This is a genomic window from Nonomuraea sp. NPDC050783 (genome assembly GCF_040802095.1).
GTDB lineage: Bacteria > Actinomycetota > Actinomycetes > Streptosporangiales > Streptosporangiaceae > Nonomuraea.
Genome location: NZ_JBFAHK010000006.1, coordinates 100,473 through 126,284 on the forward strand (window position 1 = coordinate 100,473; position 25,812 = coordinate 126,284).

The 25,812-nt window shown below is 72.8% G+C and carries 21 protein-coding genes; 16 read left to right on the plus strand and 5 right to left on the minus strand.

Annotated elements, in window-relative coordinates; genetic code table 11:
• Window positions 1–61: 61 nt before the first annotated feature.
• The 3 genes from AB0H75_RS17945 to AB0H75_RS17955 form a co-directional block, all read right to left on the minus strand.
• On the minus strand, window positions 62–1,198 hold the full coding sequence (locus tag AB0H75_RS17945; RefSeq protein ID WP_367797344.1) for a hypothetical protein: 1,137 nt from the start codon (window positions 1,196–1,198) through the stop codon (window positions 62–64).
• On the minus strand, window positions 1,195–1,701 hold the full coding sequence (locus tag AB0H75_RS17950) for a SigE family RNA polymerase sigma factor (RefSeq protein ID WP_367797346.1): 507 nt from the start codon (window positions 1,699–1,701) through the stop codon (window positions 1,195–1,197). The genes AB0H75_RS17945 and AB0H75_RS17950 overlap by 4 nt, the downstream gene beginning before the upstream one ends.
• Window positions 1,702–1,765: 64 nt before the next feature.
• Window positions 1,766–3,262, minus strand: coding sequence for a glycoside hydrolase family 13 protein (locus AB0H75_RS17955; RefSeq protein WP_367797348.1), 1,497 nt, complete (start codon window positions 3,260–3,262; stop codon window positions 1,766–1,768).
• A gap of 253 nt (window positions 3,263–3,515) precedes the next feature.
• On the opposite strand from AB0H75_RS17955, the gene AB0H75_RS17960 reads away from it, so the two are divergent.
• Genes AB0H75_RS17960 through AB0H75_RS17985 form a run of 6 tightly spaced genes read left to right on the plus strand, consistent with a single transcriptional unit; the run spans window position 3,516 to window position 10,598 of the window.
• Window positions 3,516–4,790, plus strand: coding sequence for an extracellular solute-binding protein (locus AB0H75_RS17960; protein ID WP_367797350.1), 1,275 nt, complete (start codon window positions 3,516–3,518; stop codon window positions 4,788–4,790).
• 4 nt (window positions 4,791–4,794) lie between these two features.
• Window positions 4,795–6,366, plus strand: coding sequence for an ABC transporter permease subunit (locus AB0H75_RS17965; RefSeq protein ID WP_367797351.1), 1,572 nt, complete (start codon window positions 4,795–4,797; stop codon window positions 6,364–6,366).
• On the plus strand, window positions 6,363–7,202 hold the full coding sequence (locus tag AB0H75_RS17970; protein ID WP_367797353.1) for a sugar ABC transporter permease: 840 nt from the start codon (window positions 6,363–6,365) through the stop codon (window positions 7,200–7,202). The genes AB0H75_RS17965 and AB0H75_RS17970 overlap by 4 nt, the downstream gene beginning before the upstream one ends.
• Before the next feature lie 4 nt (window positions 7,203–7,206).
• Window positions 7,207–8,979 carry a glycoside hydrolase family 13 protein gene (locus tag AB0H75_RS17975; protein WP_367797355.1) on the plus strand — a complete coding sequence of 591 codons (1,773 nt, stop codon included), beginning with the start codon at window positions 7,207–7,209 and terminating at the stop codon, window positions 8,977–8,979.
• 56 nt (window positions 8,980–9,035) lie between these two features.
• Window positions 9,036–10,286, plus strand: coding sequence for a NosD domain-containing protein (locus tag AB0H75_RS17980; RefSeq protein WP_367797357.1), 1,251 nt, complete (start codon window positions 9,036–9,038; stop codon window positions 10,284–10,286).
• Between the two features lie 9 nt (window positions 10,287–10,295).
• Complete coding sequence (locus AB0H75_RS17985) at window positions 10,296–10,598, plus strand: hypothetical protein (protein ID WP_367797359.1); 303 nt, start codon at window positions 10,296–10,298, stop codon at window positions 10,596–10,598.
• On the opposite strand, the gene AB0H75_RS17990 is transcribed toward AB0H75_RS17985, so the two are convergent.
• Window positions 10,599–11,171, minus strand: coding sequence for a TetR/AcrR family transcriptional regulator (locus tag AB0H75_RS17990; protein WP_367797361.1), 573 nt, complete (start codon window positions 11,169–11,171; stop codon window positions 10,599–10,601).
• Between the two features lie 54 nt (window positions 11,172–11,225).
• Between AB0H75_RS17990 and AB0H75_RS17995 the strand changes: the two genes are divergently transcribed.
• The 7 genes from AB0H75_RS17995 (at window position 11,226) to AB0H75_RS18025 (ending at window position 20,833) form a co-directional block, all read left to right on the plus strand.
• The gene (locus AB0H75_RS17995) at window positions 11,226–14,345 is read left to right on the plus strand and encodes a bifunctional cytochrome P450/NADPH--P450 reductase (protein ID WP_367797363.1); all 3,120 of its coding nucleotides are present in this window, start codon (window positions 11,226–11,228) and stop codon (window positions 14,343–14,345) included.
• 195 nt (window positions 14,346–14,540) lie between these two features.
• Window positions 14,541–15,149, plus strand: coding sequence for an amino acid-binding protein (locus AB0H75_RS18000; RefSeq protein WP_367797365.1), 609 nt, complete (start codon window positions 14,541–14,543; stop codon window positions 15,147–15,149).
• A 73-nt stretch (window positions 15,150–15,222) separates the two neighbouring features.
• Window positions 15,223–16,386 carry an acyl-CoA dehydrogenase family protein gene (locus tag AB0H75_RS18005; protein WP_367797367.1) on the plus strand — a complete coding sequence of 388 codons (1,164 nt, stop codon included), beginning with the start codon at window positions 15,223–15,225 and terminating at the stop codon, window positions 16,384–16,386.
• Window positions 16,387–16,470: 84 nt separating this feature from the next.
• Window positions 16,471–16,608, plus strand: coding sequence for a hypothetical protein (locus AB0H75_RS18010; RefSeq protein WP_367797369.1), 138 nt, complete (start codon window positions 16,471–16,473; stop codon window positions 16,606–16,608).
• The gene (locus AB0H75_RS18015) at window positions 16,605–17,591 is read left to right on the plus strand and encodes a cation diffusion facilitator family transporter (RefSeq protein WP_367797371.1); all 987 of its coding nucleotides are present in this window, start codon (window positions 16,605–16,607) and stop codon (window positions 17,589–17,591) included. The genes AB0H75_RS18010 and AB0H75_RS18015 overlap by 4 nt, the downstream gene beginning before the upstream one ends.
• Before the next feature lie 165 nt (window positions 17,592–17,756).
• Window positions 17,757–19,076, plus strand: a complete 1,320-nt coding sequence (locus AB0H75_RS18020) for an acyltransferase family protein (RefSeq protein ID WP_367797373.1) — start codon at window positions 17,757–17,759, stop codon at window positions 19,074–19,076.
• A gap of 554 nt (window positions 19,077–19,630) precedes the next feature.
• Window positions 19,631–20,833: a hypothetical protein gene (locus tag AB0H75_RS18025; RefSeq protein ID WP_367797375.1), complete on the plus strand. Its 1,203-nt coding sequence runs from the start codon at window positions 19,631–19,633 to the stop codon at window positions 20,831–20,833.
• An 82-nt stretch (window positions 20,834–20,915) separates the two neighbouring features.
• Here AB0H75_RS18025 and AB0H75_RS18030 read toward each other — a convergent pair whose 3' ends face one another.
• The gene (locus AB0H75_RS18030) at window positions 20,916–22,205 is read right to left on the minus strand and encodes an ABC transporter ATP-binding protein (RefSeq protein ID WP_367797377.1); all 1,290 of its coding nucleotides are present in this window, start codon (window positions 22,203–22,205) and stop codon (window positions 20,916–20,918) included.
• Window positions 22,206–22,433: 228 nt separating this feature from the next.
• Here AB0H75_RS18030 and AB0H75_RS18035 point away from each other — a divergent pair, with 228 nt between their 5' ends.
• Genes AB0H75_RS18035 through AB0H75_RS18045 form a run of 3 tightly spaced genes read left to right on the plus strand, consistent with a single transcriptional unit; the run spans window position 22,434 to window position 25,800 of the window.
• Entirely contained in the window at window positions 22,434–23,897 is a 1,464-nt protein-coding gene (locus AB0H75_RS18035) for an alpha-amylase family glycosyl hydrolase (RefSeq protein ID WP_367797379.1), read from the plus strand.
• A gap of 5 nt (window positions 23,898–23,902) precedes the next feature.
• Complete coding sequence (locus AB0H75_RS18040; RefSeq protein WP_367797381.1) at window positions 23,903–24,928, plus strand: LacI family DNA-binding transcriptional regulator; 1,026 nt, start codon at window positions 23,903–23,905, stop codon at window positions 24,926–24,928.
• Window positions 24,925–25,800 (plus strand): PfkB family carbohydrate kinase, encoded by an 876-nt coding sequence (locus tag AB0H75_RS18045; protein ID WP_367797383.1) that lies wholly within the window; start codon window positions 24,925–24,927, stop codon window positions 25,798–25,800. The genes AB0H75_RS18040 and AB0H75_RS18045 overlap by 4 nt, the downstream gene beginning before the upstream one ends.
• Window positions 25,801–25,812 lie beyond the last annotated feature (12 nt).

Consider the following 25,812-nt stretch of genomic DNA (forward strand, 5'->3'; position numbering starts at 1 on the left):
CGCACCCATCCGTACCCGTCCCGTGGGCCGGCCGGGCCCCCGTGCCCGGCCGGCCCGCCGGTCATATGCCGTAGCTGACGCCGGGCAGGTTCACGCGCCAGTGCGACCCGTAGCCGATCAGGCGCCTGGCCCGGCCGCTCTCGACGTCCACGGCGTAGGCGGCGCGCTCCTTCCGCCCGTCGGCGACGACCACGACCTCGGAACTGCTCCGCCAGAGGGTGACGGCCGTCAGCCCCGGCTTCTGCGGCAGGCCGCGGACGGTCACCTTGCGCAGGGCGCGCCCGGTCCTGGTGTCCAGGACGGTCAGGATGCCCTTCTGGTGCTCGGGGAACTCGGTGGCGACCACGGTGCGGCCGTCGGGCGCGAGCTCGCTGAACATGATGTGGGGCCCCTTGAACCGCACCGGCTCGCCGCCGCCCCCGAACGGCCGCAGCCACAGGTCCGTCTTGCGGTAGCGGATCAGCTCGGCGGTGCCGTCCTTGATGCTGATCACCTCGTACACGCCCGGTATGGACGTGGTCCTCCGGCTCGCCAGGTCCATCATGGTCGCGTCCTGCTTGGTGCCCTCGCGCGGGTCGAAGGCCAGGTAGCGGCCGTCGTCGGAGAGCGTGAGCATGGCCCCGACGCCGATCCGCCGCGCGGGGACGAGCACCGGCGCGGCCCGCTCGCCGCCCTTGACCAGGTCGCGCACCACGAACGTGCCGGCGTCGCGCCGGTAGTAGGCGAACATGCGCCCGTCCCGGCTGATCGCCACGGGCGTGTCGCGCTCGCCCGTGGCGTGCAGCAGGGCCTGCGCCACCCGGTAGGTCCGGCCGCTCACGGTGACCACCCGCAGCTCCGCGACGCCGCAGTCCGCCTCATGGGTCGCCCGGTCGAAGGCGCAGGGGATGCGGTAGGAGTGGCTGATCGCCCCCACCGGCCCGTCGGGCAGGTCGGTCACCGCATCCTGGCCGGCCGGAGCGGCTGGGGCGGCCGGGGCGGCCGGGGCGGCCGGATGGGCGGCCTTCGGCCGCAGCACCGTCACCCCGGCCGTCGTCGCCGTCACCACCGCCACGGCCGCCGCGACGGCCGCCACCGTCGCCCGCCGCTGCCGCCTGCGCCGGTGCGTGGCGATCGCGGCGTGGACGAGGTTTTCCCCCAGGCTCATCGCCGGGGCCTCCTCGGCGAGGCCGACTAGGGCGTCGCGCAACCGGGTCATCGCAGTGCCTCCTCGGCTTCGGCGTTCATCAGCTCGGGCGCGAGCGTGCGCAGCCGGGCCAGCGCGTGATGGGTCTGGCTCTTGACGGTGCCGACCGAGCAGCCGAGCACCTCGGCGGTCTGCGCCTCGGTGAGGTCCTCCCAGTAACGCAGCACGATGACGGCCCGCTGCTTGCGGGTCAGCCGGGCCAGTGCCCGCCGCAGCACGAGCCGGTCCAGCGCCGCCTCGACCGGCGAGAAGCCGTGCTCGGGCAGCGTGGCGCTGGGCGACTCCGGCCTCGGCCGGCGCCGCCACGAGATGTACTGGTTGACCAGCGCCCGGCGCGTGTACGCCTCCGGGTTGCCGTCCCTGACGAGCTTGGGCCACTGCCCGACGACGTTGGCCAGCACGCTCTGGAGCAGGTCCTCGGCGAGGTGGGGGTCCCCCACGAGCAGGTACGCCGTCCGCACCAGTGCCTGTTGCCGGGCCAGCACGAACTCGCGGAAGCCCTCGTGATGATCCATGCACTCTCCTCTCGCCCGTAGCCAACGCGAGTCGGGAGGCGAAAGGTTGCAGGCGCCGGGAAAGTCAGCGCTGGATCCAGACCGCCGTGTCCGGCGGGATCGAGCCGTCGGCCGGCAGCGGGCCGCTGGACAGCAGCACCTCGCCCGCGACGCCGGGCCGCACCGGCTCCTCGCCGGTGTTGAGCACCACGACCAGGCCGGGGTCGCGCTCGATGGCCAGGACGTCCTCGGGGGAGTCCAGCCAGGCGAGCGTGCCGCCGCCGAGCGCGGGGTGCCGCTTGCGCAGGCGCAGCGCCGCCCGGTAGAGGTTCAGCGTCGAGCCGGGGTCGTGCTCCTGGGCCTCGGCCGACAGCTCCGCCCACTCCGGCGGGATCGGCAGCCAGGGGTCGCGCCAGCCGCAGCCGGGCTCGGAGGTCCACGGGATCGGCACCCGGCAGCCGTCGCGGCTCTCGCCGCGGCGCAGGAACGCCGGGTCCTGGCGCAGCTCGTCGGGCAGGTCGAGCACCTCGGGCAGGCCCAGCTCCTCGCCGTTGTAGAGGTAGGCCGAGCCGGGCAGGGCCAGCATGAGCAGGGTGGCGGCGCGGGCGCGGGCCAGGCTGCCGTGGCGGGTGACGTGGCGCGGCTTGTCGTGGTTGGACAGGACCCAGGTGGTGGGCGCGCCGACCAGCTCGGCCTCGGCGAGCGACTTCTCGATGACCGCGCGGAACGACTTGGCGTGGAAGTCGGCCATCATGAACTCGAAGTTGAACGCCTGGTGCAGCTCGTCCGGGCCGATGTAGCGGGCCAGGCGCTCGGGGGAGGAGACCCACGCCTCGGCCACGGCCATCCGGCCGCCGGGGTAGGAGTCGAGGATCGGCCGCCACTCGCGGTAGATCTCGTGCACGCCGTCCTGGTCGAAGTAGGGCACCTGCTCGTCGCCGAGCATCTCGGCCTGCGGGCCGTCCTTCTGCCCGACGTCCGGCAGGCCCGCGGCCTTGATCATGCCGTGCGCGACGTCCACGCGGAAGCCGTCCACGCCGCGGTCCAGCCAGAAGCGCAGGATGTCGCGGAACTCGGCGCGTACCTCGGGGTTGTCCCAGTTGAGGTCGGGCTGCTCGGGCGCGAACAGGTGCAGGTACCACTGGCCGTCCTCGACCTGGGTCCAGGCCGGGCCGCCGAAGATCGACTCCCAGTCGTTGGGCCGGTCGCGGAAGATGTAGCGGTCGCGCAGGCCCGCCAGGAACCAGGGGTGCCGGTCGGAGGAGTGGTTCGGCACCAGGTCCACGATGACCCTGATGCCCCTGGCGTGCGCGTCGGCGACGAGCGCGTCGAAGTCGGCGAGCGTGCCGAAGCGCGGGTCCACGTCGCGGTAGTCGGCCACGTCGTAGCCGCCGTCGGCCAGCGGGGAGGTGTAGAACGGGCTCAGCCAGAGGGCGTCCACGCCGAGGCCGGCGAGGTAGCCGAGGCGGTCGCGCACGCCGGCCAGGTCGCCGGTGCCGTCACCGTCGGCGTCGGCGAAGCTCCGCGGGTACACCTGGTACACGACGGCGTCCCGCCACCAGTCGTCGTTGCCGAGCAGCATGGGTTGTCCTTCCCCCCGGGGGCCCGAGTTCTCGGGTGATGTTCCGGTGAAGGATGTCCTGATCGTCCGACTCCGGTCAAGTGCAACTTTCCGAAACTTGCAGAAGCCGCGTTGGCGTTTGATAACGCTCTTTCGCAAGTTCTTCCAATTCTTGCAAAGAGCCGCTAACGTCCCGGAAACGTTCGGGCTTTCCCACCGCGGCGGCGCGCCCTTTCCCGCGTGCCGCCGCTCCTGCGTGACCTCAGGAGGTCTCATGCGCAAGCGTGCTCTGGGTGTGGCCGCGCTGGCGACCCTCGCCTTCACCGCCACGGCCTGCGGCGGCTCCGAGCCGGCCGCCCCCGCCGCGACGTCCGGCGCGTCCGCCCCCGCCTCGTCCGCCGCGGGCGGCGGCACGCTCGTCATCTGGGCCGACCCCAGCCGCGTCCAGCCGCTCAAGCCGTTCGCCGACGCCTTCGGCAAGGAGAACGGCGTGACGGTGGAGGTGAAGGAGATCAGCAAGGACAACCAGCAGACCTTCCTGACCGCCTCCCAGCAGGGCAGCGGCCCCGACATCATGATCGGGGCGCACGACTGGATCGGCAACCTCGTGCAGAACGGCGCCATCGACCCGGTCACGCTGACCGAGGAGCAGAAGGCCGCCTTCTCCGAGAAGGCCGTCCAGGCCGTCACCTTCAACGGCCAGATCTACGGCGCGCCGTACGCGGTGGAGAACATCGCCCTCATCCGCAACACCGAGCTGGCCCCCGACGCCCCCGCCACCATCGAGGACATGATCGCCAAGGGCAAGCAGCTCAAGGCCGACGGCAAGGTCAAGGAGGTGCTCTGCCTGCCCGTCGGGCAGAAGGGCGACGCCTTCCACGTCTACCCGATCTTCGCCTCGGCCGGCGGCGCGCTGTTCGGCACCACCGCCACCGGCGACCCGGACCCGAAGAAGGTGCTGCTCGGCGCGCCCGACTCGGTCAAGGCGTTCGAGAAGCTCAAGGACCTCGGGGAGAAGGGCGACGGCGCGCTGCGCACGTCGATCACCAACGAGAACTACATCGTCAACTTCTCCGGCGGCAAGTGCGCCTACCTCGTCTCCGGTCCGTGGGCCATCGCCGACATCAAGAAGGCCGGCGTCTCCTACGACATCAGCGCCGTCCCGTCGTTCAAGGGCGGCAAGCCCGCCACCCCGTTCGTCGGCGTCCAGACCTTCTTCGTCGCTTCCAAGGGCAAGAGCAAGGCCCTGGCCCAGGAGTTCGTCGCCAACTACGTGACCAACGTCGACGTCGCCATGGCGCTCTACAAGGCCGACCCGCGGCCCCCGGCGCTGACCGCCGCCCTCCAGCAGGTCCAGGCCGAGGACCCGGACGCCGCCAAGTTCATGGAAGCCGGCAAGGAGGGCATGCCCATGCCCGCCATCCCCGAGATGGCCGCCATCTGGGAGCCGTTCGGCATCGCCGAGAACGCCGCGGTCAAGGGCGGCGACGCGGCCGAGGCCGCCGCGGCCGCGCAGAAGGCCATCGACGGCGCGCTGAAGAACAACTGACGCCGTGTCGCTCGACGTGCGCGAGGCCGGCCGGGCGGCGGCGACGCCCGCCCGGCCCCGCCGGGAGATCACCACGGCGTTCGTGGTGAGCAGGATCGCGGTGCTCGCCGTGACCGCCGCGATCCTGCTGTACGCCGTGCCGCCGCTGGTCGCCGCGGAGTCGTGGACCGCGCTCGCGCTGCTGTGCGCCGCCGCCGCGGCCGTCGCCTGCCTGTACCTGACCAGGCGCTTCGTCCCGGCCAAGTACCTCGTCCCCGGCACCGTCTTCCTCCTCGCCTTCCAGGTCTTCCCCGTCGCCTACACGGTGACCACCGCGTTCACCAACTTCGGCGACGGGCACCGGGGGAGCAAGGCCGAGGCGGTCACCGCCATCGAGGCCGGCTCGGTGCGCCAGGCCCCCGGCTCGCCCGAGTACGGCCTGACCCCCGCCCTGCGCGGCGAGGAGCTGGTGTTCCTGCTGGTCGATCCCAAGACCAAGCAGGTCTCCCTGGGCACCGCCGACGGGCTCACCCCGCTGGCCGGGGCCGAGCTCGGCCTCACCGGCAAGGTCGTCGCCGCGCCCGGCCTGACCGTGCTCAAGGCCCCCGAGGCCGCCGCCCGCGCCGCCGACATCTCGGCCATGGCCGTGCCCACCGACGGCGGCCTGATCAAGGCCAACGGCCTCAGCCGGGCCGTCGAGGGCCGGGCCACGCTCACCTACGACGCCGCCTGTGACTGCGTGCGCGGCGACGGCGGCACCTGGGCGGCCGACGAGGAGCAGGGCTACTTCGTCAACGCCAGAGGTGAGCACCTGGCCCAGGGCTGGCAGGTGAACGTCGGCCTGGACAACTTCGCCCGCGCGCTGACCGACCGTACGATCTCCGGCTACTTCCTCGGCGTGCTCGGCTGGAACGTGATCTTCGCGCTGGCCTCCGTGCTCGGCACGTTCGCGCTGGGCATGGCGGTCGCGCTGGCGCTGCACCATCCGCGCATGCGCGGCACCAAGGTCTACCGGATCGCGGTGATCCTGCCGTACGCGATGCCGTCCTTCGCGATGCTGCTGGTGTGGCGGGACCTGTTCAACCGCGACTTCGGCCTCGTCAACCAGATGCTCGGCGCGCACGTGGACTGGCTCGGCGAGCCCGGCACCGCCCGGCTCGGGGTGATCCTGGTCAACCTGTGGCTCGGCTTCCCGTACATGTTCCTGGTCACCACCGGCGCGTTGCAGGCCATCCCGCGCGAGCTGACCGAGGCGGCCGCCATCGACGGGGCCACCCCGTGGCGGGCGTTCCGGCGGGTGACGCTGCCGCTGCTGCTGGTCGCGCTGACGCCGCTGCTGATCTCGTCGTTCGCGTTCAACTTCAACAACTTCAACGCCATCGCGCTCACCACCGAGGGCGGGCCGTTCCCGGCCGCCAGCCCGCAGGTCGGCTCCACCGACCTGCTCATCACCTACACCTTCCGGCTGGCCTTCGGCGCGGGCGGGGCGCAGTTCGGCTTCGCCGCGGCGATCTCGGTGTTCATCTTCACCATCGTGGCGCTCATCTCGGCGGTGGCCTTCCGCCGCACCCGCAAGCAGGAGGAGGTCTACGCGTGAAGCTCGCCCTCAGGCACGTGTTCGTGCTGGCCGTCTGCGCGTTCGCGCTGTTCCCCATCCTGTTCGTGGTGTCGGCGGCGATCAACCCGCTGGGCACGCTGGCCTCGACCGAGCTGCTGCCGACCGGGGCGAGCCCGGCCAACTTCGCGAACCTGTTCGCCTCCGACACCTATCCGTTCGCGCGCTGGTTCTTCAACTCGGTCTTCATCGCGCTGGTGTCGTCGTTCGCGAGCCTGCTGCTGTCGATGTTCGCCGCCTACGCCTTCAGCCGTATGCGCTTCGCCGGCCGCCGCGCCGGGCTGCTGGCGCTGCTGCTCATCCAGATGTTCCCGCAGTTCCTGGCCATCGTGACGATCTTCATGATCTTCACCGAGGTGACCGAGCTGTACCCGGCGTTCGGCTTCAACACCGTGTGGGGCCTGCTGCTGCTCTACCTGGGCGGCGCGCTCGGCGTGAACACCTGGCTGATGAAGGGCTTCCTCGACACCGTGCCCAAGGAGCTGGACGAGGCCGCCACCGTGGACGGCGCCACGCACGCGCAGATCTTCTGGCGGGTCATCATGCCGCTGGTCACGCCGATCCTCGCGGTCACCGCGCTGCTGGCCTTCATCGGCACGATGAGCGAGTTCCTCATGGCCAACGTGTTCCTGCGCGACCCCGGCAGCAAGACCCTCGCCGTCGGCATGTACGGCATGATCGCCGGCGACCACCGCAACGCCAACTTCGGCATGTTCGCCGCGGCCACGCTGCTGACCGCCGTTCCCACCGTGGGTGTGTTCCTCTGGTTGCAGAAGTACATCGTCTCCGGGCTGACCGCCGGGGCTGTCAAGGGGTAGGCGCATGCGTTACATCGACGACCCGCACCACGACGGGTCCGCCCTGTACGTCCCCGACCAGGAGCCCGAGCTCGGCGCGCGGGTGACGCTCTGGCTGCGCGCCCCGCTGGCCGCGGGCGTCAGCGGCGTGACCGTGCGCGCCGTGCACGACGGCGAGCCGCGCTACGCCGAGGCCGTGCCCGCCCCCAGGAACGTTCCCGGGCCCGGCCGCGGCGACGTGTGGTGGCGGGCCGAGATCACCGCCGTCAACCCGGTCACCCCCTACCGGTTCCTGCTGGCCACCCCGCGCGGCCCGGCGTGGCTGACCGCCGCCGGGCTCGCCCGCCACGACCTGACCGACGCCACCGACTTCCGGCTGGTCTGCCACGAGCCGCCGCCGGCGTGGATGCGCGACGCGATCGTCTACCAGATCTTCCCCGACCGCTTCGAGCGCTCCCGCCCGATGCGCGACCTGCCGGACTGGGCGCTGCCCCGCGACTGGGACCGCGACCCCGTCATCCCCCGGGGCCCGGGCACCTCCCAGCAGTTCTACGGCGGCGACCTCGACGGCGTCGTCCGGCGGCTCGACCACGTCGAGAGCCTGGGCGCCGACACCGTCTACCTGACGCCGTTCTTCCCCGCCCGTTCCAACCACCGCTACGACGCCTCCAGCTTCACGCGCGTGGACCCGCTGCTCGGCGGCGACGAGGCCCTGCACCGCCTGGCGGACGCGCTGCACGCGCGCGGCATGCGCCTGATCGGCGACATCACCACCAACCACTGCGGCGACGCCCACGAGTGGTTCACCGCCGCCGTCTCCGACGTCGGCGCGCCCGAGCGGGAGATGTTCTACTTCGACCCCCACACCGGCGAGTACGACTCCTGGTGGGGCTACAAGTCGCTGCCGAAGCTCAACTGGGGCAGCGAGCGCGTACGGACCGGGATGCGCGAGGTGCTGACCCGCTGGCTCGGCCCGCTGGACGGCTGGCGGGTGGACGTGGCCAACATGACCGGCCGCCGCGGCGCCGACGACTTCGCCCACGAGGCCGCGTCCTGCCTGCGGGCCGCGCTCGGCCCGCGGGCCGCCCTCATCGCCGAGCACAACCACGACGCCGGCGGCGACCTCGACCGCGGCGGCTGGCACGGCACCATGAACTACGGCGGCTTCACCCGCCCCGTCTGGGCCTGGCTGCGCGACCCCGGCCTGGAGCTGGAGCACTTCCTCGGCGTGCCGGGCGGCGTCCCCGAGCGCGACGGCCCGGCCACGCTGGCCACCTTCCGCTCCTTCGCCTCCCACATGTCGTGGCGCTCGCTCGTGCACTCCTGGCAACTGCTCGACTCCCACGACTCGCCGCGCATCCGCACCGTCACCGGCTCGCGCGAGCGGCACCTGCTGGCGCTCGGGCTGCAGGCCACGCTGCCCGGCACCCCCATGGTCTTCGCGGGCAGCGAGTTCGGCCTGACCGGCGTCAACGGCGAGCACTCGCGCACCCCCATGCCCTGGAACCGGCCCGCCGACCAGGACCTGGCCACCCTCGCGGGCTACCGGGCCCTGCTCGGGCTGCGCCGCGCCGAGCCCGCGCTGCGCCACGGCGGGCTGCGCTGGCTGCACGCCGACGCCGACTGCCTGGTCTTCGCCCGCGAGAGCGAGCGCGAGACGCTGGTGGTGGCCGCGCGCCGGGCCCCGGGCGAGCCGCTGCCGGTCGGGGTGCGCATGGAGGGCGTCCACGGCGCGGCGGACGGCGAGGTGATTCCCGGAGACGGACCGTCACTCTCCGTATGGCGCATCACGCACTGAACACGCTACGGTGTTCTCTGTTACTTGCCGTTTCAAATAGATCATGGTGTGCCCCGATGAGGTTGCTGTCCGTAGCCGTCATGGCCTCGCTCCTGCCCGCCGTCCCCGCCACGGCGGCCGCCGCCCAAGCGGGCACCACCTACTACGTCGACTCCAGGTCGGGCGACGACTCGGCCGCGGGCACCAGCGCCCGCAAGCCCTGGAAGTCGCTCGACGCGGTCAACGCCGCCGACCTCAAGCCGGGCGACACCGTCGCGGTCAAGCGCGGCAGCTCCTTCACCGGCCCGCTCGCCCTCACCGCCAAGGGCACCGCCGCCCGCCCCATCTCCATCAAGGCGTACGGTGAGGGCCCGCTCGCGAAGATCACCAGCACCGAGGAAGACTGCGTGGTCGTCACCGGCGACCAGTGGCGCGTCAGCGGCCTGCGCGCCTCCCGCTGCCACTGGGCCGGCTTCCGCGTCGAGGGCCACCACAACCAGCTGTCCGGCGTGCAGGCCGACCACAACATCGCCGGCGTGCAGGTCACCGGCTCCCACAACACCGTGCGCGACAGCGTCCTGACCGACAACAACCGCATGAGCGTCAACGACGTGGGCGGCGACAACGACTCCGGCGCCTTCGGCGTGCTGCTCAACGGCGACGACAACGTGGTCACCGCCAACACCATCACCGGCAGCTTCGCCAGGAGCGCCGACTACGGCACCGACGGGGCCGCCGTCGAGATCTTCGACGGCGACCGCAACCTCGTCACCCGCAACATCGCCAGGGACAACGAGACCTTCACCGAGCTGGGCGCCCGCAAGGGCAAGACCGCGACCGGCAACGTCTTCGCCTTCAACGTCGTCACCTCCACCCGCTCCCGCGGCTCCTTCCTGATCACCCGCGGCCCCCGCCACGTCGTCGGCCCCGTCAGGGGCACCATCGCCGTCCACAACTCCGTCTCCCTGCCGGCCAAGGACACCGTCGGCTGGTCCTGCCACGACGGCTGCTCGCCGGCGATCCTCAAGCTCCGCAACAACGTCATCTCCGTCGGCGGCAACGCCGGCTGGGAGGACGGCCAGGGCGCCGACGAGGACGGCGGCGTCTACCAGGGGCGCAAGGCCAGCTTCAAACTCGGCCCGAAGTCCGTGCTGGCCGACCCGAAGTTCGTCTCCGGCAGCGACCTGCGGCTGCGGCCCGGCTCCCCGGCCCTCGGCCGCGCCCTGCCGCTGAGCGCCGCCTGGTTCGGCGGCGGCCGGCCCGTGGACGCCGCGGGGCGGCAGCTCGACGGCTCACCGGACTCGGGGGCCTACCAGGCCGGACGCTAGCATGAGCGGGTGGCAGAACCAGACCTTCGCCGGCCGCTGGTCAAGCAGCTCGCTGAGTCCGAGAGCCCGCGCCGCTACTGGCACACCGCCGACGACGCCGGCCGGGTGTGGCTGTTCGAGAGCGTCGAGGGCGACGGCGAGCACTGGGCGGTCCGGCAGGTGACGGTCGGCGCCGACCGCGCCGCCCGCCGCTACTGGTGGGGCCACCTGCAGGACGAGCAGGGCTTCCTCACCGACCAGCCGCTGGAGATCTGGGATCTCGCCGAGATCAACGGGGCCGCCTTCGAGTCCGTGTGGGAGGCGGCCGGCTGATCAGCCGCGAGGGCGCGTGACGCCCTCCAGCCCGCGCACGATCAGCTCGACGGCGAGGCCGAGGCTGCGCTCGATCTCCCCGGCCTCCTCCGGCAGGTGCCCCTGCAGCTCCGACAGGATGAGCCCCGAGACGAACGCGTGCAGCACGTCGCTGGTGCGCCGCAGCTCGCCCTCCGGCACCCCGGCCAGCCGCAGGATGCGGTCGAGCACCTGCCACAGCGGCATCGTCCGGTCGGCGATGACGCGCGGGTTGTTGTGGATGTGGATCCACAGGGCCGGGTGCTGCCGCGCGTACTGGTGGTAGGCCAGCGCCAGGGCGCGCAACTGCTCCTGCCACGGCGCGTCGTCGTCGGCCGGCAGGCGCATCCGGGCCGTCGCGGTGGCGCAGATGAGCTCCACCAGCGCGTCCTTGCTCGCCACGTGGTGGTAGAGCGACATGGGGTTGACGTCGAGCTCGGCCGCCAGCTTGCGCATGGACAGGCCCTCGACGCCGCCCGCGTCCATCAGCCGCAGGGCGGCCGAGCTGATCTCCTCGATGCTCAGGGGGGCGCCCCTGCGCGCGCTTACGGCCATACACCGTATGGTAGCGTGAGCCATACGGTGTATGGCTACCTTTCAGGAGCGATCATGGCGCGCATTCCCGTCCCGCAGGGGCTGCCCCTCCTGGGCAACACCCTGCAGATCCCCTCGCACTCGCCGATGGAGTACTTCGTCGAGGTGGCCTCGCGCTACCAGGAGGAGGGCATCTTCCGGCTGGAGGTCGCCGGCCGCACGTTCGCGCTGGTTTTCGACCCCGACCTGGTGGCCGAGGTGTGCGACGAGAGCCGGTTCGTCAAGCGCATCCAGCCGCCCCTGTCGATCGTGCGCGACTTCAGCGGCGACGGGCTGTTCACGGCCGAGCAGGACGAGCCGGTCTGGGGCCAGGCGCACCGCATCCTCATGCCCGCCTTCAGCCAGCGCTCGATGAAGGCGTACTACCCGCAGTTCCTGGAGGTCGCCGAGCAGCTCGTCGCCTCGTGGGCGGCCCGCCAGGGCCAGGACCTGCCCGTGGCCGACGACATGACCCGGCTCACGCTCGACACGATCTCGCTGACCGGCTTCGGCCACCGCTTCGACTCCTTCGCCTCGCCCGAGCTGCACCCGTTCCTCAAGGCCATGGGCGGCGCGCTCACCGAGGCCATGCTGCGCAACCAGCAGCTCCCGCTCGTCACCAGGCTCCGGCGCGGCCGCGAGGAGAGCTACCGGCGCGACATCGCCACCATGCAGGCCCTGGTGGACGACGTCATCAAGGCACGCAGGGCCGGCGGTGGCGGTGGCGGCACCGGCGACCTGCTCGGGCTCATGCTGGAGGCGGCCGACCCGCGGACCGGCGCCCGGCTGCCGGACGAGAACATCCGCAACCAGGTGCTCACCTTCCTCATCGCCGGCCACGAGACCACCAGCGGCCTGCTCTCCTTCGCGCTGTACAACCTGCTGCGCGAGCCCCACACGCTGGCCCGAGCCTACGAGGAGGTGGACCGGCTGCTGCCGGGCGACGAGCCGCCGGCGTACGAGACGATCATGAAGCTCGACGTCATCCCGCGCGTCCTGGAGGAGACGCTGCGGGTCTGGTCGCCGATCCCCGCCTTCAGCGTCACCGCCATCGAGGACACCGAGATCGGCGGCTACCCCATCCCCGCGGGCCTGGGCGTCGGCGTGCTGCTGCCCGTGCTGCACCGCCACCCCAAGGCGTGGGAGCGGCCGGAGGAGTTCGACATCGACCGCTGGCTGCCGGAGCAGCGCAGCAGCCACCACCCGGCCGCGTACAAGCCGTTCGGCAACGGCGAGCGGGCCTGCATCGGCCGCCAGTTCGCGCTCACCGAGGCGCGGCTGGCGCTGGCGATGATCCTGCGCCGCTTCGCGCTGTCCGACCCGGACGCCTACCGGATGCGGATCAAGCAGACGCTCACCCTCAAGCCGGACGGGTTCACGCTGCGGGTGCGCGAGCGCCGCGCCCACGAGCGGGCCGTCCCCGCGGCTCCGGAGGCGGCGCCGGCCGAGCAGGGGGACGACGTCGCGGTCGCCGGCGTGCCGCTCACCGTCGCCTACGGCTCCAACCTCGGCACCAGCGCCGACCTCGCCGAGCGGCTGGCCGAGCGGGCCGGGCGGGCCGGGTTCGCCACCACGCTGACCACGCTCGACGAGCTGGAGCCGCCGCGCGAGGGCCTGCTCGTCGTGGTCGCCTCCTCCTACAACGGCAAGGCCCCCGACAACGCCCAGCGCTTCGACGCCCTCGACACGCTGCCCGACCTGTCCGGGGTGCGGCTGGCGGTGCTCGGCTGCGGGAACACGCAGTGGCCGACGTACCAGGAGTTCCCGCGCCGCGCGTACGAGAAGCTGACCGCCGCCGGGGCGGTGCCGCTGGTCGAGCGGGGCGAGGCCGACACCGACGGCGACTTCGACGGCGACGTGTCGGCGTGGACCGCCCGCCTGTGGGCGGCGCTGGCCGAGGAGTACGGCGCCGGCGCCGCCGCGGCCGGCCCCCGCTACACGATGGAGGTGCTGAGCGAGGCCGAGATCCGGCCCGCGGTGGTCTCCGAGCGCGCCTTCCCGCTGACCGTCGTCGCCAACGAGGAGCTGACCGGCGACCCGGCCGGGCTCTGGGACTTCTCCACCGAGGCGCCGCGGCCCGGCGTGCGCTCCATCGTGGCCCGGCTGCCCGAAGGGGTCACCTACTCGGCCGGCGACCACGTGGCCGTCTTCGCCAAGAACGACCCCGAGCTGGTCGAATGGGCGCTGCGCTGCCTGCGCGTGCCCCGGGAGCAGGTCGTGCGGCTGCGTGCCGCCGGCGCCACCCACCTGCCCGTGGACACGCCGGTGACGGCCGGGCTGCTGCTCGGCGAGTTCGCCGAACTGCAGGAGGTGGCCACTCGGGCCGACCTGGAGGCGCTGGCCGCCCACACCGGCTGCCCGTGGACCCGCCGCCAGCTCGCCGAGCTGACCGCGAACTACGCCGAGGAGATCCTGGCCAAGCGCGTCTCCCCGCTGGCGCTGCTGGAGCGCTTCCCCGCGATCGAGCTGCCGCTGCCGGTGTTCCTGGAGCTGGCCGGGCCGATCAGGCCCCGCTACTACTCCGTCTCCTCCTCGCCGCTGGCCGACCCGTCCCTGGTGCGGCTCACGGTCGGGCTGGTCGAGGGCCCGGCCTGGTCCGGGGCGGGCACCTACCACGGGACGTGCTCGGCGTACCTGGCGGGGCTGCGGGAGGGCGAGGTCTTCTACGGCTACGTCCGCGTGCCCGCGCCGGCCTTCCGGCTGCCCGCCGACCCGGCCACGCCGGTCGTCCTGGTCGGGCCCGGCACCGGGTTCGCGCCGCTGCGCGGCTTCCTGGAGGAGCGGGTGCTGTCCGGGGCCGCCGGGCGGGCCATCGTGTTCGCCGGCTGCCGGCACCCGGAGCACGACCTGCTGTACCGGGACGAGCTGGCCGCCTGGGCGGAGCGGGCGGAGGTGAGCGTGCACACCGCGTTCTCCGCCGTGCCGGGGCATCCGTACCGTTACGTCCAGGACGCCATCGCGGCGCACGCGGGCGAGGTGTGGGAGCTGCTGGAGCAGGGCGCCCACGTGTACGTCTGCGGCGACGGCCTGCGCATGGCGCCCGCCGTGCGGCAGGCCCTGCTGGCCCTGTACCGGGAGCGTACCGGCGAGGACGGCACCGCGTGGCTGGCCGGGCTGGAGGCGGAGGGCCGCTACCAGCAGGACGTGTTCGCCTGAGCGCGGCCCGCTCCGGGAGGGCGCGGTTCTTGGGCCACGATCTGCGAAAATCCCAGCTCGTCATGGGCAGACCGTGGCCGATAATCCGGACTTAACCCTTCATCTTGGGATATAAGCGCAGCATGGCCGACATATCCGTGGAACATGCCGGAAACCTTTCCACGGCACTGTGAGAGCTCTGGAAAGGGGGCGGCAATGCTGTTGCGACTGAGGGTGTCGCTGCCGGACCGGCCGGGCGGTCTCGGCCAGGTGGCCAAGGCCCTGGGCACGCTCGGGGCCGACATCCTGCAGGTCACCGTGCTCGAACGCGAGGCCGGCCGGGCCGTGGACGACTTCACCGTCTCCTGGCCGGGGCCGGTGACCCCGGCCGAGGCCCGCGACCGGCTGGCGGCCGTGCCCGGCGTGCGCGTCGAAGGCGCGTGGAGCACCAAGGAGGTGCCCGGGACGGCGCTGGACTACGACCTGATCTCGCACGTCGCCGCCGAGCCCGCGCGCGGCCTGGCCACCCTGGTGGACGCGCTGCCCGGGCTGTGCGGGGCGGAATGGGCCCTCGCGGTGGCCGACGGCGCCGTGCGGCACGCCTCGCTGTCCGCCCCCGGCGCCTTCGACCTGCCCGAGCCCCCGCCGCGCCCCGCCGCCGTGGACGCCAGCGAGCTGCGGCTGATGTTGCTGCCCGTCCTGGGCCACGGCGTGCACCTGGTCGTGGCGCGGGCCGCCGAGGCGCCCGCCTTCCACCGCGCGGAGCTGGACCGCGCCGCCCGCATCGTGGACGTCGTCGCCGGCCTGTCCGCCCGGTCCGCGTAGGTCATTGACCCGGTAAGTACCGCCTTATTAACGTGAGCTGCCTGATCAGTGTGCGGACCGGGGATCGAGGCAGATGGATTTCGAGCTGACCGACGAGCAGAAGGACTTCCGCGCGAGCCTGCGGGCGTTCGTGGACAAGGAGATCCTGCCGGTGGCCGTCGAGTGGGAGCACTCCGGCAGGTACCCCACCGAGATCGTGGAGAAGATGAAGCAGATGGGCCTGTTCGGCCTGTCCGTGCCCGAGGAGTACGGGGGCATGGGCGCCGACATGGTCTCCTTCGCGCTGGTCTTCGAGGAGATCGCGCGCGGCTGGATGGGCGTGGCCGGCACCCTCGGCTCCCACTCGCTCGCCTGCTGGATGATCAACCGCCACGGCACCGACGAGCAGCGCCGGCTCTACCTCAAGGACCTGGCCACCGGCGCCCGCCGCACCGGGATCGCGCTCACCGAGCCCGGCGCCGGCACCGACCTCCAGGGCATCCGCACGCGCGCCGTCCGCGACGGCGACCACTACGTGGTGACCGGCACCAAGACCTGGATCACCAACGCCCGCCACGCCGACCCGCTGCCCGTCCTCGTCAAGACCTCCGTCACCGAGCCCGCCCACAAGGGCATGTCCGTGCTGCTCGTGGACCCCTCGTCGCCGGGCTTCAGCGTCAGCCGCGACCTGCCCAAGCTCGGCTACAAGGGCACCGAGACCTGCGAGGTGGTGCTCCAGGAGGTGCGGGTGCCGGTGTCCGCCCTGCTCGGCGGGGTGGAGGGGCGCGGCATGCAGCAGGTGCTCGGCGGGCTGGAGATCGGCCGCGTCAACATCGCCGCCCGCGCCGTCGGCGTGGCGCAGGCGGCCTACGACGCCGCGCTCTCCTACGCCAAGGAACGCACTGCGTTCGGGCAGCCCATCGCCGACTTCCAGGCCATCCAGCTCAAGCTCGCCGACCTGGCGACCGAGATCCAGGCGGCGCGGCTGCTCACGTACTGGGCGGCGTCGCGGGCCGACGGCGGCGCGCGGGTGGACATGGAGGCCGGGATGGCCAAGTACTTCGCCTCCGAGGTGGCGTTGAAGGCGTCCCTGGAGTCGATGCGCATCCACGGCGGGTACGGCTACTCGCAGGAGTACGTGGTCGAGCGGCTCTACCGGGACGCGCCGCTGATGGCGATCGGCGAGGGCACCAACGACGTGCAGCGGCTGGTGATCGCCCGCGCGCTGATCTCCGGCAAGGGCCGCGTCGGCTGGTGACGCCCGCCCGCCCCGTGACTCCATATCCTGGTCGCCGGAGACGAGGTGCGCGAACGAGGGATGTCATGGCTCACCAGCACGGGCATGAGCACGGACATGGGCACGGACATGGGCATGAGCAGGGACATGGACATGGGCACGGGCATGAGCAGGGACATGGGCATGAGCAGGGACACGGACACGGGCACGGTGGGGGCGGGGGTCGGGCCGGGCGGGCGGTGAGAGGGGCGCTGGGGCGGATCGCGCACGCGGTGACCCCGCACAGCCACGACAGCGCCGACAAGACCGACACCGCCCTGGAGTCCAGCAGCCGCGGCATGCGCGTCCTCGCCGTCTCCTTCGCCGTCCTGATGGTCACCGCCGCCCTCCAGGCGGTCATCGTGGTGGCCAGCGGGTCGGTGGCGCTGCTCGGCGACACCCTGCACAACCTCGCCGACGCCCTCACCGCCGTCCCGCTGGCGATCGCGTTCTCGCTCGGCCGCCGCGCCGCCACCCGGCGCTTCACCTACGGCTACGGCCGGGCCGAGGACCTGGCGGGCATCGTCATCGTGCTGATCATCGCCGTCTCCGCGGCCCTGGCCGGGTACGAGGCGGTCCGCCGCCTGCTGCACCCCGAGGACGTCCGCGCCCTCGGCTGGGTGGCGGCCGCCGCGGTGGTCGGCTTCCTCGGCAACGAGTGGGTGGCCCGCTACCGCATCAGGGTGGGCAGGGAGATCGGCTCGGCCGCCCTGGTCGCCGACGGCCTGCACGCCAGGACCGACGGCTTCACCTCGCTGGCCGTCCTCCTGGGCGCGGGCGGCGCCGCCGTCGGGCTGCCGGTCGCCGACCCCGTCGTCGGCCTGCTGATCACGGTCGCCATCTGCTTCGTCCTGCGCGACGCGGCCCGCGAGATCTACCACCGCCTCATGGACGCCGTGGACCCGGACCTGGTGGACGCCGCCGAGGGCATCCTGGCCACGGTGGACGGTGTCCGCAAGGTCGGCTCGGTGCGCCTGCGCTGGATCGGCCACGCCCTGCACGCCGAAGTGGAGATCCAGGTAAATCACGATATGTCTGTAGTGGACGCCCACGCGGTCGCGGTCGAGGCCGAGCACCGCCTCATCCACGACCTGCCCCGCCTGCGCGCCGCCACCGTCCACACCGACCCCTTCGGCCCGGACGGCGCCGACCACCACGCCAGCCTCTCCACCCACCGCACCCCCTGACCGGACAGCGGCCTCGCCGAGCCACCACCACACCGGCCTTCCCGCCCACCGCACTTCCCGGCCGGACGGCGGGTATCGCCGGGCCACCAGGCCGGCCTTCCCGCCTGCCGCACTTCCCGGCCGGACGGCGGCATCGCCCGGGCTTCGGCGGGTAAGTTGGTGCGGGTGTCCGCAGCCGCCACGCCCTTCATGCCCAGCGACTCCCGCCCCTCCGGCGGCCCGCCGTCCCCCGCGAGCCCGCAGACGGGCCCTGGCGGTGGCCCTGGCGGTGGCCCCGGCGTGGCTCGCCTGGCCTGGCTGGACGCCCTGCGCGGCGTCGGGGCCCTGGCCGTGGTGGCCGAGCACCTGCTGCCGTGGTTCCTGCCGGGGCTGCGGCCCTACTGGTTCAGCCTCGGGGTGTACGGCATCCTGGTGTTCTTCCTGGTCAGCGGCTACATCATCCCCACGTCCCTGGAGCGGCACGGCGACGTGCGGGCCTTCTGGATCAGCCGCGTCTTCCGCCTCTACCCGCTCTACCTGGCCGTGATCGCCCTCGTCCTGGCGCTGGCCTGGTGGGTGCCGGTGCGCGAGGGGGTGCCGCGCGACGGGAGCGCGGTCGCGGCCCACGCCACGATGCTGCTCGACGTGGTCAGCGTCGGCGGCGTCGCCGACACGATGTGGACGCTGTCGTACGAGATGGTGTTCTACCTGATGGTCACCGCGTTGTTCCTGCTCGGGACGCACCGCAGGAGCGGGCTGCTGGCGATGGCGTTCGCCGGCGGCTCCGTGGTCGTGGGGCTGGTGGCGTCCGGGGCGGTGCTGAGGGGCGGCTGGACGGCGTACCTGACGTGCGCGCTGTTCGCGGCCGGGCTCGGCTGCGTGGTGTGGGGACGGGCCCGCACGGCGGCGGCCTGCGTGCTGGGCGTGATGGCGCTGGCGGCGCTGGTGCTGAGCAGCCGGGTGCCGTGGCTGGGCGTCGCCGTGGTGGCGGTGATGTTCGCCGGGACGGCGATCCGCCGCTGGGAGCAGGGCGCGGGCGGGCTGTGGCCGGTGGCGGTGACGGCGGCCCTGGTGGCGGCCGCGCCGCTGTGGGCGATCGAGGGCGGCTGGTGGTGGGTGCGGGCCGACGTGTGGGTGACGACGATCGCGCTGGCGGGGGCGACGTTCGCGGGCGGGATGGCGCTGCGCGGGCGGCGGCTGCCCAGGGCGGTCGTCTGGCTGGGGCTGGTCAGCTACTCGCTCTACCTGGTGCACCACCCGCTGCTGAAGTACTTCACCGCGATCACCGGGGACCTGCGGCGGGCCAAGCCGGCCTACCAGGTGGCGATGTCGGCGCTGGCCCTGGCGGTGGTGCTGGGGGCCAGCGCGCTGGCGTACCGCTATGTCGAGCTGCCCGGGCAGGCGTGGGGGCGCCGCGTCTCGGCGCGCGTCGCCGGCCCGCGCTCAGGGGGAGGCGGGCTCCAGAGCGGCACCGGCGGGACGGCTCCCCGCCGCGACCCCGGCTGAGGCAGAGCCGGGCCGAGGAGCGGGTGGCGGGCCAGGACGCGGGCCACGACCGGGTCCTCGGCGACGAGGAAGGCCAGGTGCCTGACGGCGTGCGCGACCACGTGGGCGAGCGCGACGCGCTGCGGCGCCGGCGTGGCGGGCGCGGCGCCCCGGGCGATCTCCAGCTCGGGCACCTCGACGGCAGGCAGCCAAGGGGCCGGATCGGGGCACACCGCGTACGTGAGCACGATCCGGCCGTCCGGTTCGTACCGCCAGCTTGTGGAATGCAGGACGATGTCTGGATCGTCCGCGCGCACCCCGGCCAGCCGCCGGGCGGCCTCGTCCGGGCTCTCGCCGGGCCCGGGCCGGGCCGTGGCATGCCGGTACGACCAGCGATTGTCGGTGCCCACCCGTAGCATGAGCGTCTCAACCGAGACCACGTGTCCTGCCGTCACCGTGACCAACTTACTGCCATTCATGTGCAACTGCGTTCAGCATGCATATGTCTCCGGCACTTGAACCACACGGCGGGCCCGGCTGTAGTCGAGGGCGTGCGAGAGAGAGGCCGAACAGCCATGCCAGGTTTGCTGGTGCTGATGGGGTCGGGCGAGACGAGCCCGACCATGGTCGAGGTCCACCGTGCCGCCGCCAGGGCGCTGCGCGCGGGGGCGCGGGCCGTGCTGCTCGACACCCCCTACGCCTTCCAGGAGAACCACGCCGACATCTCCGCCCGCGCCCGCCGCTACTTCGCCCAGAGCGTGGGGCTGCCGGTCGAGGTGGCGGCGGGCATCGCCGGGGCCGACTGGGTGTTCTCGGGGCCGGGGAGCCCGACGTACGCGCTGGAGCGCTGGGCCGAGTCCGGCGTGGCCGGCGACCTGCGCGCGCGGGTGCGGGCCCGGCAGGGCGTGACCGTGCTGGCCTCGGCGGCGGCCTGCACGGCGGGCCTGGCCACGGTGCCGGTGTACGAGATCTACAAGGTGGGCACCGATCCCCACTGGCGCGAGGGCATCGACCTGCTGGAGCCGCTGGGGCTGCGGGCCGTCCTCATCCCGCACTTCGACAACGCCGAGGGCGGCACGCACGACACCCGCTACTGCTACCTGGGCGAGCGGCGGCTGTCGCGGATGGAGCGCGAGCTGCCCGAGGGCACCGCGGTGCTCGGCATCGACGAGCACACGGCGCTCGTCATCGACCTGGAGAGCGAGAGCGTGCAGGTGGCGGGGCGGGGCGGGGTCACCGTGCGGCGGCCGGGCTCGGCGGTGGTGCTGCCGGCGGGCACCCGCACCGACCTGGCGCGGCTGCGCGGCCTGGCCGAGGGCGCGAGCGAGAGCGCGGGCGCCGCCGTCGCGCCGCAGCCTCCCGCGCGGCCGGAGGGCCGGGTCGCCGAGGTGACGCTGGAGGAGACGATCCGGGCCGGCGAGGAGCGCTTCCGCGTGGCCTCGGCCGAGCCCGACCCGGTGGGCGCCGCGCAGGCCGTCCTCGACCTGGAGGCGGAGATCGTCAAGTGGGCCGCCGACACCGAGGAGGACTCCGGGGGCGTCGAGCAGGCGCGCGAGCTGATGCGGCTGCTCATCGCCCGCCTCGGCGAGCTGGCCGCCTCGGCGGGGCTGCGCTCGGCGGCGCTGGGCCGCCTGGTCGAGTCGCTGATCGCCCTGCGCGCCACCCTCCGCGGGCAGGGCCGCTACGACGTGGCCGACGCGCTGCGCTCGGCCGTGCAGGCGGGCGGCGTCCACATCGAGGACACCCCCGACGGCTCCCGCTGGACCCTCGCCCCGTGACGGGGCACGCCTGCCCGGGCCCGGCCCGGCGGGGCGGTCAGTAGCGGGGCGGTCAGTAGCGGGGCGGTCAGCGGCAGGGTGGTCAGCGGCGGGGCGGGTCGATGCGGGCGCCGTCCGGGGTGAAGATCATGATGCGCGAGAGGTCCACCGCGACCTTGGCGGCGTCGCCGGCGCGCCACACGGGGCGGTTGCCGAGGCGGACGATCAGGTCCGAGCGGCGGTGGATGCCGCTGCCCGGGTTGCCGACGCGCTCCTGCTCCTGGGGCTCGACGTGCCGGCCGGGGGAGAAGAAGCGGCGCACCAGGCCGTTCAGCCCGCCGGAGCCGTTCTTGCCGCCGTTGGCGCGGCCCCGCCCGCTCGGGTCCGGCGGCTCGGGCACCGGCACCGCGGGCATGCCGCACTCCAGGTACGCCAGCCACTCGTGCCCGTGGTACTCCAGCGCCCGCACCCGCCCGAAGAACGACGGCCCCTCGTACGACTCCGGCACCGGCGCCAGCCCGTCGGGCCGCATGCCCACCAGGACGTGCCCGCCGGTGTGCTGGGAGATGGCGTACGCCCTGGGATCGCTCCAGGGCATCGTGAGCCGGTGCGGACCGAAGTCGAGCATCACGTACTGGTTCTGCGGCGTCCTGACAGTGGCCGCCAACAGGTTCAACTGCTGGGAGTTGAGGAAAGCGGCCACGAAGGCGGTCGCTGGATCGTTGTAAATCTGGGCCGGAGTGCCGACGTCCTGGAGGACCCCGCGATTGAGGATCGCGATGCGGTCCGCCAGCGTCAGGGCCTCCACCTGGTCGTGCGTCACGTAGATGGTGGTGACCCCGAGCGACCTGACCAGCGCCGAGATCTCCATGCGCAGCTCGGTGCGCATGCCGGCGTCCAGGTTGGACAGCGGCTCGTCCATCAGGAACAGCTTCGGCTGCCGGACGATCGCCCGGCCCATCGCCACGCGCTGCCGCTGGCCGCCGGAGAGCGTGCCGGGGCGCCGGTCGAGGGTCTCGTCGATGTGCAGCGCCTTCGACAGCTCCGTCACCCGCTCGCGCACCAGCGCCGGGTCGGACTTGGCGATCTCCAGGGGGAAGGCGATGTTGCCCCGTACGGTCCGGTGCGGGTAGAGGGCGCCGTTCTGGAAGACCATGGCCACGTCTCGGTCGCGCGGGGCCAGGTGGTTGGCGAGCTGGCCGTCCAGCCACAGCTCGCCCTCGGTGATCTCCTCCAGCCCCGCGATCATGCGCAGCAGCGTGGACTTCCCGCATCCCGACGGTCCTAGGAGAACGAGGAACTCACCGTCTTCCGCTCGCAGGCTCAGGCGATCGACGGCCAGGTAGTCGCCCGGATACACCTTGGTCACTTTGTCGAGAACGACCGAGCTCATGGGCCCACACCTTGCGCGCGTGTCACCTGTGACGAGACGGATTGAAGAGGTAGTACATCGCGCCTTAACGCTACATGTCCACCCTTGACATAAAGAATCTCCTTCCGTGGTGTTTCGGACGGGCGTTTTGGGCATCCGAAGGGAGAAATTTCCGGATTGCTGATGGCTGGAAGGGCTTGCGTAAACTTGCGGAAACAGCTTTCATAGTCGGGACGTCGGGGGGAGAACATGACCGCATGGTGGCGAAACGCCGTGATCTACCAGGTGTACGTGCGCAGCTTCGCCGACGGCGACGGCGACGGGATCGGTGACCTGATCGGCGTCCGCGATCGCCTGCCGTACCTGGCGGGGCTCGGCGTGGACGCCCTCTGGCTGACGCCGTTCTACCCCTCGCCGATGGCCGACTTCGGCTACGACGTCGCCGACCACCGCGACGTGGACCCCCTGTTCGGCACGCTCGCCGACGCCAAGGCGCTGCTGGACGAGGCGCACGAGCGCGGCCTGCGGGTCATCGTGGACCTCGTCCCCAACCACACCTCCGACCGGCACCCCTGGTTCCAGGAGGCGCTGCGCGGCCGCAACCGGGAGCGCTACATCTTCCGCGACGAGCCCAACGACTGGGAGTCGATCTTCGGCGGCCCGGCCTGGACCCAGGTCGAGGACGGCCAGTGGTACCTGCACCTGTTCGACTCCAGCCAGCCCGACCTCAACTGGGACAACGACGAGGTGCGCGGCGAGTTCGAGTCCATCCTGCGCTTCTGGCTCGACCTGGGCGTGGACGGCTTCCGCGTGGACGTCGCGCACGGCATGGTCAAGCCGGCCGGCCTGCCCGACATCGGCAGGGGCGGCCAGGCCACGCTGATCGGCCGTGAGCCGGTGCCGTTCTTCGACAACGACGGCGTGCACGACATCCACCGGGCCTGGCGCCGCGTGCTCGACTCCTACCCGGGCGAGCGCATCGGCGTCGCCGAGGCGTGGGCGCCCACGCCCGAGCGGCTGGCCCGCTACGTCCGTCCCGACGAGCTGCACCAGGCGTTCAACTTCCCCTACCTGTTCGCCCCCTGGGACGCCGCCGAGCTGCGCGCGGTGATCGACTCCTCGCTGGCCACCGCCGGCTCGGTCGGCGCCCCCACCACCTGGGTGTTGTCGAACCACGACGTCAAGCGGCACGTCACCCGGTACGGCAGCCTGGCCAGGGCCCGCGCCGCCGCCCTGCTGACGCTCGCGCTGCCCGGCTCGGCCTACCTCTACAACGGCGAGGAGCTGGGCCTGCCCGAGGTGCTGGACCTGCCGCCCGAGCTGTGCCAGGACCCGCAGCGGCTGCGCGACCCCGACAGCGGCCGCGACGGCTGCCGGGTGCCGCTGCCGTGGACCCGCGACGGCGGCGGCTGGCACGACCCGTGGCTGCCGATCCCCGCGGAGTGGGCCGAGCTGAGCGTGCAGGCCCAGGACGGCGTGCCGGGCTCGACGCTGGAGCTGTACCGCGAGGCGCTGCGCCTGCGCCGGACCTTCGACGGCGAGCTGACCTGGCACGACTCCCCGGAGGGCACCCTGGTGTTCTCCCGCGGCGACCTGGTGTGCGCCGTCAACCTCACCGGCGAGCCGGTGCGCCTCGGCGTCACCGGGCGGCTCCTGCTCGCCTCGGATGTCCCTGGAGCAGCGGATTCGGCGGCGTGGTGGAAAGTAAAGTAGCAACCATGAATGGTCACGCTCGCCTTGCCGACATCGCCGCCCAGGCCGGGGTGAGCGAGGCCACGGTCAGCCGCGTACTCAACGGCAAGCCAGGGGTCTCCTCCGCCACCCGCCAGGCGGTCATGACCGCCCTCGACCTCATGGGCTACGAACGCCCGCCCCGCCTGCGCCAGCGCAGCAACGGGCTGGTCGGGCTGGTGACGCCCGAGCTGGACAACCCCATCTTCCCCGCGTTCGCGCAGGCCATCGAGAAGGCGCTCACCCAGCACGGCTACACGCCGGTGCTGTGCACCCAGCTACCCGGCGGCGCGCCCGAGGACGAGTTCACCGAGCTGCTGGTCGACCGCGGGGTGAGCGGCATCGTCTTCGTCTCCGGGCTGCACGCCGACACCACCGCCCGCATGGACCGCTATACCCGGCTCACCGACCGCGGGCTGCCGATCGTGCTGGTCGACGGCTACAGCGAGCACATCGACGCGCCCTTCATCTCGCCCGACGACCGCATGGCGGCCCGGCTGTCCGTCCAGCACCTGGTCGACCTCGGGCACGAGCGCATCGGGCTGGCGCTCGGGCCGCGCAGGTTCGTCCCGGTCATCAGGAAGATCGAGGGCTACAAGCAGTCGATGGCCCAGCTCCTCGGCGCGACCGACGTCGACGACCTCATCGCGCACTCGTTGTTCTCGGTGGAGGGCGGGCAGGCGGCGGCCGCGCAACTGCTGGCGCGCGGCTGCACCGGCATCGTCTGCGCCAGCGACCTCATGGCGCTCGGCGCGATCCGCGCCTGCCGGGAGAAGGGGCTGGCGGTGCCGGGCGAGGTGTCGGTGGTCGGGTTCGACGACTCGCCGCTGATCGCGTTCACCGACCCGCCGCTGACCACCGTGCGCAAGCCGATAGGAGCGATGGCCTCGGCGGCGGTGCAGACCCTGCTGGAGGAGGTCAACGGCGCGCCCGCCAAGCACGTCGAGCTGATCTTCCAGCCGGAGCTCGTCGTGCGCGGCTCCACCGGCTCGGGGCCGCTGGTCAACCGGTGAGCCGCGACGTCCTCGTCCTCGGCGGCGCCGGGGTCGACACCACCGTGTACGTGCCCGAGCTGCCGCTGCCCTACCGCGACACCTACCAGGTGCCGCCGGTCGTCGACCGCATCGGCAACACCGGGGCGGGCGTCGCGCTCGGCTGCCACGCCCTCGGCCTGGACGTCGCCTTCGCCGACCTCATCGGCGACGACCCGCAGGGCGCGCTGATCCGGCACGCGCTGCGCGATCTCGACTGCTCCTTCGGCGTGGCGCGGGCGGGCACCCGCAGGAGCGTGCTGCTCGTCGGCCCCGACGGCCGGCGCACCTCCTTCTACGACCCCAAGGACACCCCCGGCGAGCGCCTGCCCCGCCACACCTACACCGGCGTACGCCCCCGCCACGCGCACGTCTCCATCGTCGGCTTCTGCCGCTACGTCTACGACGACCTGGGCGGCGTGCCGATCTCCACCGACCTGCACGACTGGGACGGCGTCAACGACCACCACAAGGACTTCGCCTACCGCTCCGACCTGGTGTTCCTGTCGGCGGCGGCGCTGCGCGACCCGGCCGCGGCCATGCGCGGCATCCTGTCCAGGGGCCGCGCCCACACCGTCGTCTGCACGCGCGGGGCGGACGGCTGCCTCGTGCTGACCCGCGACCACGACGAGGTGCGGGCCTTCCCGGCCGAGCCGCTGCCGGGGCCGGTGGCCGACAGCAACGGCGCGGGCGACGCGTTCGTCTCCGGCTTCCTGTACGGGACGCTGCGCGGGCGGCCGCTGGAGGAGTGCGTGCGGCTGGGGGCGATCGCGGGGGCGCACGCGTGCAGCGTGCCCGGCACCCACGAGTCCCCGATCACCGAGGACCTGCTGCTGCGGCGGGCGGCGGGCTGACGGGGCGCAGCG

What these genes read in the sequence shown, in the direction of transcription:
- AB0H75_RS17945 (WP_367797344.1), bottom strand. Translation starts at nt 1,198, where the DNA reads ATGACCCGGTTGCGCGACGCCCTAGTCGGCCTCGCCGAGGAGGCCCCG.
- AB0H75_RS17950 (WP_367797346.1), bottom strand. Translation starts at nt 1,701, where the DNA reads ATGGATCATCACGAGGGCTTCCGCGAGTTCGTGCTGGCCCGGCAACAG.
- AB0H75_RS17955 (WP_367797348.1), bottom strand. Translation starts at nt 3,262, where the DNA reads ATGCTGCTCGGCAACGACGACTGGTGGCGGGACGCCGTCGTGTACCAG.
- AB0H75_RS17960 (WP_367797350.1), top strand. Translation starts at nt 3,516, where the DNA reads ATGCGCAAGCGTGCTCTGGGTGTGGCCGCGCTGGCGACCCTCGCCTTC.
- AB0H75_RS17975 (WP_367797355.1), top strand. Translation starts at nt 7,207, where the DNA reads ATGCGTTACATCGACGACCCGCACCACGACGGGTCCGCCCTGTACGTC.
- AB0H75_RS17980 (WP_367797357.1), top strand. Translation starts at nt 9,036, where the DNA reads ATGAGGTTGCTGTCCGTAGCCGTCATGGCCTCGCTCCTGCCCGCCGTC.
- AB0H75_RS17990 (WP_367797361.1), bottom strand. Translation starts at nt 11,171, where the DNA reads ATGGCCGTAAGCGCGCGCAGGGGCGCCCCCCTGAGCATCGAGGAGATC.
- AB0H75_RS17995 (WP_367797363.1), top strand. Translation starts at nt 11,226, where the DNA reads ATGGCGCGCATTCCCGTCCCGCAGGGGCTGCCCCTCCTGGGCAACACC.
- AB0H75_RS18000 (WP_367797365.1), top strand. Translation starts at nt 14,541, where the DNA reads ATGCTGTTGCGACTGAGGGTGTCGCTGCCGGACCGGCCGGGCGGTCTC.
- AB0H75_RS18005 (WP_367797367.1), top strand. Translation starts at nt 15,223, where the DNA reads ATGGATTTCGAGCTGACCGACGAGCAGAAGGACTTCCGCGCGAGCCTG.
- AB0H75_RS18010 (WP_367797369.1), top strand. Translation starts at nt 16,471, where the DNA reads ATGAGCACGGACATGGGCACGGACATGGGCATGAGCAGGGACATGGAC.
- AB0H75_RS18025 (WP_367797375.1), top strand. Translation starts at nt 19,631, where the DNA reads ATGCCAGGTTTGCTGGTGCTGATGGGGTCGGGCGAGACGAGCCCGACC.
- AB0H75_RS18030 (WP_367797377.1), bottom strand. Translation starts at nt 22,205, where the DNA reads ATGAGCTCGGTCGTTCTCGACAAAGTGACCAAGGTGTATCCGGGCGAC.
- AB0H75_RS18035 (WP_367797379.1), top strand. Translation starts at nt 22,434, where the DNA reads ATGACCGCATGGTGGCGAAACGCCGTGATCTACCAGGTGTACGTGCGC.
- AB0H75_RS18040 (WP_367797381.1), top strand. Translation starts at nt 23,903, where the DNA reads ATGAATGGTCACGCTCGCCTTGCCGACATCGCCGCCCAGGCCGGGGTG.